This is a genomic window from Paenimyroides ceti (genome assembly GCF_030409925.1).
The window spans coordinates 202,143-216,498 of the sequence record NZ_JAUFQU010000001.1 but is presented as its reverse complement, the minus strand read 5'-3'; the positions used below and the strand labels follow the sequence as shown (position 1 = coordinate 216,498).

Sequence of the window (14,356 nt, the reverse complement as noted above, 5' to 3'; positions counted from 1 at the left end):
TTACTTTTTAATAATTTTAATAAATCCTGCTTTTTGATTCTCAAACACTATTTTTACCTGATAGATTCCGGATGCTATGTGCTGAATATTTATTTGAGTTTGTTTGGTTTCTATTACTTTTTTCCCTGTCATATCGTAGATTTCGATACTTTCAAGTGTTAAATCAGAATCAAAGTTCAAAACATCAACTGCCGGATTAGGATAGACTTTTATATGTTGTTTGACAAAATCATCTATAGATGCTGTCGGAATATCAATAATCACTTCTATTTCTCCGAATTTGGTGGTATCAGCAACTGAAGTGGCACGAATAATTGCAGTACCGTTAGTGATTCCCGTTACAACTCCTGTAGTGCTTACACTCGCAAAAGACGCTCCCTCAGCTACAGACCATGTGACATTCTGACTAACTCCTGAAGGGTTAACAATAGCAACCAATGGCAAGGTTTCATTTTGAACAATAATTTTTGCTTCTGCATTATTCATAACAGTAACCATTACATTTTCAACAGACAACACCTGATTTACAGTGACCTGAATTTCTCCGAATTTGGCAGGATCAGCAACTGAAGTTGCACGAACGATTGCTGTTCCATTTTCAATTCCTGTTACAATTCCTGTATTATTTACTGAAACAAAAGTCTGCCCCGATACTACAGACCAGGTTACTTCCTGATTTGCTCCGGCAGGATTAATTGTTGCAACCAATTGTAAGGTTTCATTTAATGCTGATATCTGAGCCGGAACATTATTTTGTGTTGTTACCACTACAGTTTGTACAGCAGGAGGAGTTACTGCTTCTGAAATCTGAATTGTGTAATCTTCTATTTGTCCTAAATACCATGCGTTAGGACATGGTGTATTGATAAAGGTTCCGTTAGTACTCGAAGGATTGTAATACATATTCACTACTCTCATTCGTGTACTACCCGACAAAGCTGACTGAGGAATGGTTACAGAACCTGTCGCTGTTCCGTTTTCTCCACCCGTATTACTTAACATTCCAATATTGAAGGCTTCGTTGTCTGTAAATTGAAAATCATGATTGATATCAATATAAACGACAGATAATATATTTTCCTGACCGTCTGTTTTTCCTTTTACTGTTACAGGATAAGTATTGCCTTTAGATACTTCAAATATCTGATTGGTAAAATCTTCATAAAGGGGCGATGCATCTGTCTGATCAGGGCTTAGATTTTGGATATTATTAAAGTTAAACTCATAAATAGGTAATGAATACCCATCTACACCTTCTGAAGTACAATAGGTATCTGTTGGTAATACTACCGTTATTTGTATTTCACCAAATTTGGTTGTATCGGCTACCGAAGTAGCGCGAACAGTAGCTGTTCCATTGGCTATTGCCGTTGCAATTCCTTCATTGTTTACAGAAACAAACGCTGTTCCGGAAGCTACTGACCAGGTAACCTCCTGATTAGCTCCGGAAGGGTTAACTGTTGCCAACAGTGGCAATGTACCATTAACAGCTGTAATCTGTGCAGCCACATTATTCTGAGTGGTTACAGCTACAGTCTGTACAGCAGGAGTTGTGCTTGTTCCCTGAAGATTAAGAGTATATTCTTCTACCTGACCTGATCTCATATTGGTAGCACAAGGTCCTGAAATAGCATTCGGTGCATCAGGGTTGGCAAGTGCGCTTACATTAGTATTTTTCACAATACGCATTTTTGTAGGTCCGTTTAATGCTGTAGAAGGAATAAGAATATTCGAAGTAATTGTTAATGCGTTGAATGGATTTTGAGGTTCTAATCTACCTATATAGAATGACTCGCCAGCATCATCAAATAATCCGTTCTGATTAAAATCTATATAGACCATAACATCACTTGGAAATGTACTGGAAGGTCCTTTAATAGAAATTGGATATGTCTGACCTTTTGTAAGATCTGTTGATATATTTGTAAAGTCTTCATATATCGGTGTTGTCGGTACTGTAGATGTAGAAACATTATCAATCGTATTGAATACAACACGCGTTACCGGATCTGCACTGTATTGATATACGGGTAAACAAAAACTCGTTTTTTCCCATTTAAAACTATAGCCGCTCGGTGGCAATGTTGAAGAATTAGTTGTAATACGATCGGTATTTTGTATTGATGCTGTTGTTGAAGTCCAGTTACTGCTTGACACTCCATTCGCTTTTCTGGAATTAAAATCTGCATTGGTACTTCCTCTGAGCCCTACTTCGAGTAATTCAGAACTTGGAGTACCTGTTACCTGTAAATCATATACAATCTCAATTGTTTGATTTTCATTTAGGTGAATCTGAAAATTCCAATCAAAATAAGATGAAGTACTTGTAGATGTAGAGTAAGGTCTGAAATGTAAGTACTCAATTACAAAAGATCGGTTTGGCGCTGTACCAATCGTTTTATAACTTATTTGAGCTGTTTTGCCGTTTACCTGAAACAACCCGTTTAAGTCTGCTCCCATTGCTGAAATAACTCCATCATAGGCTGTATTGTCAGAAACAGGTCTGTTTTTTATCGTTTCAATAGTACCAAATGCAACATAACCATTTGTGAATACTTTTAAACCTGTATAATCTATATTATTAAAGTTAAAAGAAAAAGGAATCGTATTATCTGCGATATTATATACTACATCATCCAGTGACGAAGGGCCTGAAGCACCTGTAGCTGTTGCTAAAATCGTTGGATTTTCCAACAAAGTAAATGTTTTCTGTATCTGACTGAATTCGTGATAAGCAACTTGGGCATTCATCAGATTTATACTAAAAATTAGTAAAATGAAACCTATAGATTGTCTCATTTTATTTGCATGTGTAACAAAATAGGTATTTCTTTCCATGGAATAGTAATTTAGATTCCACAAAATTACTTATTTAGATTAAATAAAAATAAATGTAATCTTATTTTATATTTATTTAATCTTATTAAATATTTTATTCCACAACTAAAAAAATGTTAACTAAATAAAAAGGATAAATGGAAGAAAATGGCTGTTAAATAATATTTAATTAGCAAGAATGCGTGCTTATAAATCAATAATTTTGTTGAAAATTGAACCTATGCGAATTTTTTTAGTCTTAGTTATCATTATCCTTCTTGAATTTTACTCTTATATTTTTGTTCAAAATCTTACAAAAAACAAGATAGTTCACTGGGCATATATAATAATAAATTTTGGAGCTGTCTTATATTTTACTTATTTCTTATTGAATCTAGACAGAAGTAAAGGCCAAAATCACAATACCATGTTTATCATGGGCATTCTATTATTGATGATCATCCCTAAGCTTATCATTACTCTATTGTTAGGATTTCAGGACATCATGCGCTTACTGATAGGTACTTTTAATAAGATTATCCAAAATACTACTACTACTTTTTTACCCGACAGAAGAAAGTTTGTAAGCCAGATTGCTTTTGGTATGGCCGTGATTCCCTTCTTATCGATATTATATGGAATCACGAAAGGGAAATATAATTTTAAGACCCTTAAGCAAAAGATTTTTTTTGATGATTTACCAGATGCATTTGACGGATTCAGAATATTACAACTTTCTGATCTCCATGTAGGAAGCTGGGACAATGAAGAAAAAATAAAATACGGTATTGATCTGATCAATCAACAAGAGGTAGATTTAATTGTTTTTACAGGGGATTTAGTGAATAGTCTGGCCAATGAGGCTGATCCGTGGCTGGATGTTTTAAAAAGAATAAAAAAAGCACCCTACGGAAATTATTCTGTTTTAGGAAATCACGATTACGGAGAATATGTCAGATTTGATACGGAAGCAGAAAAGGCAGCTAATTTTGAAGCTATAAAAGGTACACACCCAAAAATCGGTTTTCAATTATTGCTGAATGAGCATGTTTTTTTAAATAAAGATGGTGAGAAAATTGCTTTGGTAGGTGTTGAGAATTGGGGTCTGAATTTTAAAAAAGCAGGAGATCTTGCTTTAGCTGGACAAGGATTAAATCCTGATGATTTTAAGGTGTTGCTGAGTCATGATCCTTCTCATTGGGATGCAGAGGTAGTTAATAATCCTCAAAAATATCAACTTACCTTATCCGGACATACTCATGGAATGCAGTTTGGTATTGAAATTCCCGGCTGGTTCAAATGGAGTCCTGTAAAATATATTTATAAACAATGGGCAGGTCTGTATCAGAAAGGAAAGCAATACATTTATGTAAACAGAGGGTTTGGTTTTCATGCCTATTCAGGAAGAGTAGGTATTATGCCTGAAATTACTATTTTGGAACTAAAAAAACTTGTCTAAAAAACAGATTTTAATTAAAAGTTTCTAATTTTGTAATCAACTCTAACTGATCTTTATGTCAAAATTCGGCGATTTAATAAACAGTCCGGTTCCGGTTCTTTTGCATTTTTGCTCTGACCACAATGTGGAGTGTAATCAGATGAATAAAATTTTAGAAGATGTTTCTTTAGAAATGGGCGATAAATTATCTATTATTAAAATAGACATTCTAAAAAATAAGGAACTTACCGAAGCATTAAGAATAAAGACAATACCAACATTGATGGTTTATAAAAACGGTGCCATGGTATGGAGACAATCAGGAATGATTGACAAAAGCTCTTTGGTTACCATTGCAAAAGCTTTTAATTAAGAACATCGAAAGTATATCCTCTCGTTTTTAAAACTTCAATGCATTTTGGAAGCAATTGTTGTAAGGTATCATAAGCTTTGATACTGTCATGAAATACAATAATGCTTCCTTTTGATACATTTTCAGTTACCATTTGTAAGGATTTGGCTACACCGAATTGCTGATCATAGTCTTTGCTTACAATATCCCACATAACAATACGGTATCCACTTTTTAACAGTCCCGCTGTCTGTACAGGTGTTATTTTACCATAAGGAGGGCGAAACAGCCGCGAATTTATTTTATAATATTTTTCTATTTCCCGGCGGCAATCCTCTACATCCTGAAAATAAGCAGAAGCAGTACACCCCCAACCTTTTATATGATGAAAAGTATGATTGCCGATTATATGTCCGTCAGCAATAATTTTTTCAAAGATTAACGGGTGTTTTCTTATATTGTCTCCAATACAGAAAAAGGTTGCTTTTATATTTTCAGCTCTCAAAACATCAAGTACCCATTCTGTAATTTCAGGAACAGGTCCGTCATCAAAAGTAAGATATACTTTTTTTTCCTTTGTCTTTACTTTCCACAGTTGATTGTGAAACAGGATTCTCAAAAGTGCTGAAGATTTTAGAAACATAAAAAAAGCGGTTACTTGTGTAACCGCAATTTATATAATTTAATTGATTCCGCCACCGAGTGCCTTATACAATTGTATGAGGGCATTCCATTGGGCAAACTGTGTATTTACAACACTTAACTCAGCGTTAAGTTCATTTTCTTTAGCCGTCAGAACTTCGATATAACTTGCCATACCGTTATTCAGCAATTCTTCAGAATACTCAACAGCTGTACTATATGCCAAAGCTTCTTTTTCTTTCAATACTGCCTTTTTTTCCATTGTTTCATAGGTATAAAGGGCATCCGACACTTCTTTACTTGCGTTTAGGATGGTTTGCTTATAGTTAAGAAATGCTTTTTCTTTTGTAGTAAGACTTACCTCGTATTGCGTTCTGATTTGTCTTCCATTCAAAATAGGCTGCGCAAGTCCGGCAACAAAATTTCCAAACAGAGAAGTAGGATCAAACAGTTTTGCAAAGTCTACAGATTGCAACCCTCCCGTAGCCGTCAGCCGCAAAGTAGGATAAAAAGCCGTTTTGGCAACATTGGTCATTTCAAAAGCATTGATTAATCCGTTTTCTGCTGCAATAACATCCGGACGGTTCATCAGCAACTGAGCAGGGAAACCTGTATTCAGATCAATATCAAAATATTGAGCGTCTAACGTTGAGCGTTCAATTGTATGAGGCATTTCTCCTAATAAAACACTGATTACATTTTCCTGTATTTTGATATTGTTTTCAATATCCAACAACAAAGCTTCTGCATTAAACAATTGCGCTTCCGTTTGTTTTACTGCAACCTCTGTAATTCTTCCGGCATCTTTCAATGCTTTGTTAGTTTCCAGACTCTGCTGGCGATTCGCAATCGTACTCAATGCAATGGCTTTTTGTTCATCTAATGCCAATAATTGAAAATACGCTGATGCCACACTCGATATTACCTGAGTTTTTACTGCCTGATGTGTTGCTACAGTCTGTAAATAACTGGCTACAGATGCTTTTTTCTGACTCGTTATTTTACCCCATACATCAAGTTCCCAACTTACATTGGCAGTAATGTCATATTGATCCAGACGCTGACGTCTACCAATAATTCTACCGATCTGCGTATTTTCTGAGTTCACAGAATGTGTATAGTTGGCTCCTAAATTTAAAGTAGGATAATATCCCATTTTACCTTGAAAAACAATAGATTGAGCTGCTGTAATGTTTTCAATAGCTACTCGTATGTCAATATTGTTTTCAAGTGCTTTTTCGATATGATTCGTAAGAACCGGATCCTTAAAGATTGTTTTCCAGGATACCTGTGCCATTGATAAACTATCCTGAGGCAGATTATCAGAACGGAAATAACTCTCATTAATCACTTCCGGGCGTTCATAGTTTTTTGTCGCCAGACAGGATTGTAAAGTGGCTCCAAGAACGACAATCGCTAATGTTCTATATAAAATTTTCATAATTAATCTTCAATCGGTTTATTAAATTTCATTGGCTTAACTTTTTCCTGCAGATTCTGGAAAACCACAAACAATACAGGAATCACAAATACTCCGATTACGGTTCCGATTAACAATCCGAACGCCGCTCCGGTACCGATAGATTTATTTCCTGTTGCCCCTACTCCTGCAGCAAATACCAATGGCATAAGACCGAAGATGAATGCAAAGGAAGTCATCAAAATAGGACGTAAACGCGCTTTAGCTCCTTTGATTGCGGCATCAACAATAGAACTTCCGGCCTGGCGGAAATGCAATGCAAACTCCACAATCAGGATGGCATTCTTGGCCAGTAACCCTAAAAGCATGATTAAAGCAATCTGAAAATAAATATTGTTTTCCAAACCGGCTACCATCTGTGACAAATAGGCTCCCATTACCCCGAAAGGCAACGAAAGAATAATAACAAACGGAAGAATATAACTCTCATACTGTGCCGATAAGATAAAGTATACAAATACCAAACTCAATATAAAGATCAATATGGTCTGAGAACCTGCGTTGATCTCCTCACGGGTCAATCCAGAGAAATCGATACCGTAATTGGTCGGAAGTTTTTGCTGTGCTACTTCCTGTACCGCTTTGATGGCATCTCCGGAACTGTATCCTGCAGCCGGAGCTCCGGTTACATTTGCCGCCGTAAATAAGTTGAAACGCGACAATGATTGCGGACCGTAAACTCTTGTCAGGTTTACAAACTGAGATACCGGCGACATCTCACCTGTTGCAGTTCTTACATATAAATGATTGATCACATTTGCATCGGTTCTGGTATCCGGCAATGCCTGTACCATTACTCTAAACTGTTTTCCGTATTTGGTGAAATCCGAAGCATAAATACCTCCGATATACCCTTGCAACGTGGACAGAATATTGGTTACCGATACACCGCTTTCTTTTGCTTTAGGAACATTAATATCTAATTGATATTGAGGGAATCCGGTATTATAAGATGACTGCGCATACATAATTTCTTCACGCTGCATCAGATTTCCTAAGAATTCCTGTGTAACCTTATCTAATTGCTGAGGAGAACCTCCCGCTTTATCTAATACTTTTAATTCAAAACCGGAAGACATACCAAAACCAGGTACACTTGGCGGTTCAAAGAAAATAAATTTTGCCTGTGGCATCGTACTACCCAAACCGAATAATTTTTTTACAATCATCGGACTTGACATTTCTTCGCTTTTTCTTTCTTTAAAAGGTTTTAACCGAACAAAGGCCAAACCATAGTTAGATCCTGAACCGTTGATCAAACTTCGTCCTGTGGTATAAGTAACCCCCACAACACCCGGAATTTTAGAAGCTTTTTCCTGTAGTTGTTTCATTATCTCAGCCGTTCTGTCCATAGATGCTCCGGCAGGTAACTCAACATTGGCAAAGATCATCCCCCGGTCTTCGTTAGGTACGAATCCAGTAGGCATTGACTTATTTGCAATATATACACCTGCAAAGGCAACTAAAAACAAGATAATGGTCACCCATTTATTTTTAAATAAAAATTTAAAAGATCTTCCGTATTTATCTGTCATTGCATTAAATCCCGCATTGAAAGAACTAAAGAATCTTTTTACAAATCCTTTTTTCTCATGCTCACCTTCAACATGCGGTTTAAGGAATAAAGCACATAAGGCAGGACTCAGTGTTAAAGCGTTTACTGCAGAAATAAGAATTGCTACAATAAGCGTTACTCCAAACTGTTTATAGAAAACCCCTGTAGGTCCGGTAATAAAAGTTACAGGAATAAATACAGCTGCCATCACAAGAGTAATGGAAATAATAGCTCCTGTAATTTCATTCATGGCACTCAGTGTGGCTGTTTTTCCATCTTCTCCCGTAGCTTCAATCTTGGCGTGAACGGCCTCTACTACTACAATTGCATCATCTACCACAATACCAATGGCCAGAATAAGAGCAAAAAGGGTAAGTAAGTTGATAGAATATCCGAACAGATTCAGGAAGAAAAAGGTACCAATAATAGATACCGGTACCGCAATCAGCGGTACCAAAGTAGATCTGAAATCCTGTAAGAAAATATACACTACAAAGAAAACGAGGATAAAGGCTTCTATCAGTGTAGAGATAACTTTACTGATCGATGCATCCAAAAATTCATTGGTATCGTAGTTGATTGTATAATCAATTCCTTCCGGATAATTTACTTTTAATTCTTCGAGTTTTGCTTTTATAGCAACGATAATATCCTGTGCATTAGAACCCGGTGTCTGAAAGATACCCATTGATACTGCCGGGTATCCGTCATTACTACCAATTCCGGTATAGGATTGAGACCCCAGTTCAATTTCAGCGATGTCTTTCAAACGCAAAAATTGTCCGTTGCCCAATGCTTTAATAATAATATCTTCATATTGCTCAACCGAACGGTATTTTCCAGTATATTTTATGGTGTACTGGAAAGCAGATCCGCTGTTTTGTCCAACCTGTCCTGCAGCAGCTTCCAAACTTTGCTCGTTGATTGCTGCTGTTACGTCAGTCGGCACTAATTTATAAGCCGCCAGTTTTTCCGGATTTAACCAGATACGCATCGAATAGTTTTTACCACCGAAAACCTGAGCATCTCCAACTCCGTAAATCCTTTTTAATTCAGGGATTACGTTGATATTTAAAAAGTTTTGAAGATACGTATCGTCATAACTTGGGTTAGTGGTATAAAAAGACAGGAACATCAAAGCCGAACTTTGCTGTTTTTGCGTTACAACTCCTGAACGTGTTACCTCAGTAGGCAACAAAGGTGTTGCACGGGATACACGGTTTTGCACGTTTACCGCAGCAATATCCGGATCTACTCCCTGTTCAAAAAACACGTCAATAGAAGCACTACCATCATCTGACGAAGTAGAAGTAATATAAGTCATTCCTTCAACCCCGTTTACTTGCTCTTCTATCGGAATGATAACACTCTCCATCACTGTTTCAGCATTCGCTCCCGGATAAGAAGCTGTAATTTTTACTGTCGGAGGTGCAATATCCGGATACTGGGTTACCGGTAATGTTGTGATTCCTAAAATACCTAAAATCACAATAATTACAGAAATAACCGTTGAAAGTACAGGTCTTTCAATAAAAGTTTTTAGCATGATTTTATTTTTTTAGAAAATTTGTTTTACTGGTTTTACAATGGTATCAAAATTCACCATTTTAGGCTTGATTGCGGTTTTGTTTCTCAAAGACGCTGCACCGATTCCTACAATGGTTTCTCCTTTTTTGACCCCTTCTTTAACGACAACCATGTTATCTACACGGTCAATCACTTCTATTTTAGCTGCGTAAGTAGTATCTTTTTCAACTCTGAATACATTTACGGTACCCTGTTGCTCAAAGGTAGCTGCTTCCGGAACTACAAGAACATCTTTATAATAGTGAGGAACTTTTACAGTACCACTGTTACCGTTGCTCAACAATTTATCTGCATTTTTAAATGCAACTCTGAACTGAACCGTTCCTGTTGCAGCGTCAATCTGTCCTGTTACGGTTTCAATTTTACCTTTTGAACCATAGGTTACACCGTCTGCAAGGATCAGTTCAACTTCCGGCAGGTTTTTAATTTTTTCTGAAAGTGTATTTCCAGGTGTAGTATTCAAAAAGTTGAAATACTCTTTTTCATTCATACTGAAAAAAGCAAATACTTCACTGATATCAGAAACCGTTGTCAGAGGCAATTGATCCGTAGGACCAACTAAACTTCCATTTTTAAAAGGCAGACTTCCCACGATTCCGTCTATCGGGCTTCTTACCATAGAATAATCGATATTAGCATTTACGCTATTATAATTGGCTTTTGCCTGAGCCAGCATGCTTTTTGCAGAAGCAAGATTGGCTTTTGCTGTTTCAAGCTGAATATTACTGATAATCCCCTTTTCTACAAGTGGCACTAATTTATTTACTTCTACCTGTGCAACATTTACGTTTGCTTCCGCTGAGGCAATGCCTGACTTAGCTGCAGCCGCATTTTGTGTAAGTATATTAGTCTCTAAACGGAAAAGTGCCTGACCTTTTTTCACAAATTGTCCTTCATGAACATAAACTTCCTGTATATATCCCTGAATCTTGGCACGCACTGCATTGTTTATTTTTCCTTCGATACTCGCAGGAAATAACTGATATCCCGTAACATCTTTTACAGCTACCTGTGTAACACTGATTTCTGCCGGCGGTGCAGCAGGTGCTGCTTCCTGTTTTTTCCCACAGGAAACTACAGCTAAACCAAAGACAACCAATACCAAGGCTTTTAATTTATTTTTCATATTTCAAAGAGATTATTATAATGTAGTTTTTAATTTTTCTATCGTATTCGAAAATATTTTTCTTATTTCCGTTAAATGTTCAGTGTAAATTTTCAAAGTCGGTACACGGCTTTCAAGAAGATCAGGGTCTTCAGACTGGACTTCTAAAAGAGCTGTATTCAGTTCATATTCTTTATTCAGCATATCAAAAACACTGCTGAGACGCATCAGCATAAATTTAGAATTGAGCCTAAAATATCTTTTTCGCGTATCTTCAAGATAGTAGTACTCCATATTTTTTCTTTCTAAAAGCATACTTAGGTTACATGAAATCGAGCTTTTGCTACAATCGAATATTTCTATAAGTTCTTCAAAAGACCGACCTTCTTTGGTTTTACAATACACAAGCATATAAGCAACTATTCTGGCCGCTAATGGGGGTAAACTCTGAAAAATCTCAATGTGCTGAGCGAGTTCTAAAAACAACTTATATTGCTTGGGATTATCCTTCATGTAAAGTTTTGTGCAAATTTACATCCAGTTCGGTAATTACCGAACCAAATAATTATTAAATTTTTCTTAATTTTCCATCCTCTAAAAACGCTATAAAAAATAGTTTTACGGTTCGTTTTCAATTTGTTAACAGAGTACTGAACAAAAAAATATTATTTTTTTCAAAAAACGCTTGACATGAAAGGGTTTTAATAGATATATTTGCAATCACAAATTAAATGCGGAAGTAGCTCAGTTGGTAGAGCGTCAGCCTTCCAAGCTGAATGTCGCGAGTTCGACCCTCGTCTTCCGCTCTTGGAAAACAAAACGAAGTTTTAAAAATCGTTATATGCGGAAGTAGCTCAGTTGGTAGAGCGTCAGCCTTCCAAGCTGAATGTCGCGAGTTCGACCCTCGTCTTCCGCTCTTGGAAAAACAAAACGAAGTTTCAAAAATCGTTACATGCGGAAGTAGCTCAGTTGGTAGAGCGTCAGCCTTCCAAGCTGAATGTCGCGAGTTCGACCCTCGTCTTCCGCTCTTGGAAAAACAAAACGAAGTTTCAAAAATCGTTACATGCGGAAGTAGCTCAGTTGGTAGAGCGTCAGCCTTCCAAGCTGAATGTCGCGAGTTCGACCCTCGTCTTCCGCTCTTGGAATAATAAGGTTTCTAAATTTTTAGAAACCTTTTTTTATTGCTTAATCTGATATTATCATATTCCTTTATATAAAAAAAGTGCTTCTCTTAAATGAGAAGCACTTTTTTGTTTGTTGTTTACTTATTTGTTATTTTGACTGTACAAATTCTAAATTTACCATCAATTCTACATCTTTAGCTACAGCGCCTCCAGTAGGATCGTATTTGATATTAAAAGCTGTTCTGTCAATTGTTGTTTTTGCCTGAAAACCTAATTTCTGATTACCAAATCCGTCATCTGCCGCTTTACCACCATAAACCAAATCAAATGTTACCGGTTTTGTCACATCTTTAATGGTAAGATCTCCTGTAAGCTTATAATGGTTTTTATCACCTTTTTTAATGCTTTTAGAAACGAATTTTATTGTTCCGTACTTAGCAGCATCAAAGAAATCAGCAGACTTAAGATGTTTATCACGTGCTTCAACACTTGTATTGATACTGTTTACATCAATTGTAAAGTTGAATTTTGCCGTAGTAATATCTTCTCCTTTTAACTCTAAAGTTCCGTCGTATTTATCCATTTTTCCGTTTACAAAGGAAATCCCCAAATGCTTAATAGAAAAATTCAACGATGAATGGGCAGGATCTACACTCCATTTTGTCTGTGCAGAAACGTTTAAACCGAACCCTAAGGCTACAAATAACACTAATAATTTTTTCATAATTCTATTCTTTAATAATTAATATTTTTATCAAAATTAGTGTTTCGGTGTTTTACAGGACTTAAACTAAATTAAGAAATGATTTTATTTTGCCGCAGAAGGACATGTCTGATCCGTCATCGCTAAACCTGTCTGTTTTATTGCTCCATAGCCTCCTTTTACATCAATCATATTATGAAATCCTCTTGCTTTTAATATCGAAGCAGCAATCATAGAACGGTATCCTCCTGCACAGTGCAGATACGTTGTTGCAGTAGTAGGAAATTCCTGCAGATGATCGTTGAGATAATCTAAAGGGGTATTCGGTACATCTACCAAATGAGAAGATTCATATTCACCAGGTTTACGCACATCAAATACATTTTTTTCTCCGCCCTTTATAAGGTCGGCCAACTGCCCTGCATCGATACGCTGGATGCTGTCTATTTCAAATCCTTTATTTTCCCAAGCCTTCATACCGCCTTCAAGATATCCTAATGTATTATCGTATCCTACACGTGACAACCTTACGATTGTTTCTTCTTCTCTTCCTTCCGGAGTTACCAGAATTATGGGCTGATTGATATCCGTTATCAAAGCACCAACCCATGGAGCAAAACCACCGTCAATACCGATAAAAATAGCACCCGGTATATGAGAGGCCGCAAAACTGTCTGCATCTCTGACATCCAGTACCAATGCTTCTTCTGCAAAATGTTTGAATTGTTCCGGAGTAAATGCTTTATTGGCTGCAATAATGGTTTCTACATTTCGGTACCCTTCTTTGTTTAAACGAACGTTTTCAGGGAAATAAGCTGGAGGAGGCAATAGACCATCTGTAACTTCTCTAACAAATTCTTCAACCGTCATGTCTGCACGCAATGCATAATTGGTTTTCTTTTGTTCTCCCAAAGTACCCACTGTTTCTTTGCTTAAATTTTTACCACAGGCAGAACCTGCTCCGTGTGCCGGATATACAATAACCTCATCTTTTAGAGGCATGATTTTGGTTCGCAAACTTTCATAAAGAATTGCAGCAAGATCTTCCTGAGTCATATTAGCGGCTTTCTGAGCCAGATCAGGTCTGCCAACATCACCTAAGAATAAGGTATCCCCACTGAAAATCGCGTGATCAGTTCCATTTTCATCTTTCAAAAGATAAGTAGTACTCTCCATTGTATGGCCCGGAGTATGTAAAGCCGTAATTGTAATATCTCCAATTTTGAATACCTCACCATCGGTCGCAATATGAGCTTCAAACTTTGGATTTGCCGTAGGACCATACACAATTCTTGCGCCTGTTTTTTCAGCAAGAGTCAAATGCCCGCTTACAAAATCAGCATGGAAATGAGTTTCAAAAATATATTTGATTGTGGCCCCTGACTTCTTGGCCTTATCAATGTAAGACTGTACTTCACGCAACGGATCTATAATGGCTACTTCTCCTTTACTCTCTATATAATAAGCTCCCTGAGCTAAACATCCTGTATAAATCTGTTCTATCTTCATTTCTAAATTCCTTATATTCTATAAAGTTAATAAATTCTTTTGTT

10 protein-coding genes and 4 tRNA genes are annotated in these 14,356 nt (G+C 36.7%); 6 read left to right on the top strand and 8 right to left on the bottom strand.

Features of this window, described 5'->3' with window-relative positions; genetic code table 11:
• Positions 1–2,862 (bottom strand): GEVED domain-containing protein, encoded by a 2,862-nt coding sequence (locus QW060_RS01005; protein ID WP_290361861.1) that lies wholly within the window; start codon positions 2,860–2,862, stop codon positions 1–3.
• A gap of 196 nt (positions 2,863–3,058) precedes the next feature.
• Between QW060_RS01005 and QW060_RS01000 the strand changes: the two genes are divergently transcribed.
• Positions 3,059–4,276, top strand: a complete 1,218-nt coding sequence (locus QW060_RS01000) for a metallophosphoesterase (protein ID WP_290361860.1) — start codon at positions 3,059–3,061, stop codon at positions 4,274–4,276.
• A 55-nt stretch (positions 4,277–4,331) separates the two neighbouring features.
• A complete protein-coding gene (locus QW060_RS00995) occupies positions 4,332–4,628 on the top strand; it encodes a thioredoxin family protein (protein WP_290361859.1) in 297 nt (98 codons plus the stop codon).
• Here the strand turns inward: QW060_RS00995 and QW060_RS00990 are convergent.
• Genes QW060_RS00990 through QW060_RS00970 form a run of 5 tightly spaced genes read right to left on the bottom strand, consistent with a single transcriptional unit; the run spans position 4,621 to position 11,489 of the window.
• Positions 4,621–5,250: a polysaccharide deacetylase family protein gene (locus QW060_RS00990; protein ID WP_290361858.1), complete on the bottom strand. Its 630-nt coding sequence runs from the start codon at positions 5,248–5,250 to the stop codon at positions 4,621–4,623. The genes QW060_RS00995 and QW060_RS00990 overlap by 8 nt on opposite strands.
• A gap of 39 nt (positions 5,251–5,289) precedes the next feature.
• Complete coding sequence (locus QW060_RS00985; protein ID WP_290361857.1) at positions 5,290–6,690, bottom strand: efflux transporter outer membrane subunit; 1,401 nt, start codon at positions 6,688–6,690, stop codon at positions 5,290–5,292.
• A gap of 2 nt (positions 6,691–6,692) precedes the next feature.
• On the bottom strand, positions 6,693–9,830 hold the full coding sequence (locus QW060_RS00980) for an efflux RND transporter permease subunit (protein WP_290361856.1): 3,138 nt from the start codon (positions 9,828–9,830) through the stop codon (positions 6,693–6,695).
• 12 nt (positions 9,831–9,842) lie between these two features.
• The gene (locus tag QW060_RS00975; RefSeq protein WP_290361855.1) at positions 9,843–10,997 is read right to left on the bottom strand and encodes an efflux RND transporter periplasmic adaptor subunit; all 1,155 of its coding nucleotides are present in this window, start codon (positions 10,995–10,997) and stop codon (positions 9,843–9,845) included.
• Positions 10,998–11,012: 15 nt separating this feature from the next.
• Positions 11,013–11,489, bottom strand: a complete 477-nt coding sequence (locus QW060_RS00970) for a hypothetical protein (protein ID WP_290361854.1) — start codon at positions 11,487–11,489, stop codon at positions 11,013–11,015.
• A gap of 220 nt (positions 11,490–11,709) precedes the next feature.
• On the opposite strand from QW060_RS00970, the gene QW060_RS00965 reads away from it, so the two are divergent.
• The 4 genes from QW060_RS00965 to QW060_RS00950 all read left to right on the top strand — a co-directional run bounded on the left by QW060_RS00965 (position 11,710) and on the right by QW060_RS00950 (position 12,114).
• A tRNA-Gly gene (locus tag QW060_RS00965) sits at positions 11,710–11,782 on the top strand.
• Between the two features lie 37 nt (positions 11,783–11,819).
• Positions 11,820–11,892 (top strand) — tRNA-Gly (locus tag QW060_RS00960).
• A 38-nt stretch (positions 11,893–11,930) separates the two neighbouring features.
• Positions 11,931–12,003 (top strand) — tRNA-Gly (locus tag QW060_RS00955).
• Positions 12,004–12,041: 38 nt separating this feature from the next.
• Positions 12,042–12,114: transfer RNA gene (locus QW060_RS00950), tRNA-Gly, on the top strand.
• 134 nt (positions 12,115–12,248) lie between these two features.
• Here QW060_RS00950 and QW060_RS00945 read toward each other — a convergent pair.
• Together QW060_RS00945 and QW060_RS00940 are read right to left on the bottom strand one after the other, a co-directional pair.
• On the bottom strand, positions 12,249–12,824 hold the full coding sequence (locus QW060_RS00945; RefSeq protein ID WP_290361853.1) for a YceI family protein: 576 nt from the start codon (positions 12,822–12,824) through the stop codon (positions 12,249–12,251).
• 84 nt (positions 12,825–12,908) lie between these two features.
• Positions 12,909–14,312, bottom strand: coding sequence for an MBL fold metallo-hydrolase (locus QW060_RS00940; RefSeq protein WP_290361852.1), 1,404 nt, complete (start codon positions 14,310–14,312; stop codon positions 12,909–12,911).
• Positions 14,313–14,356: the final 44 nt, after the last annotated feature.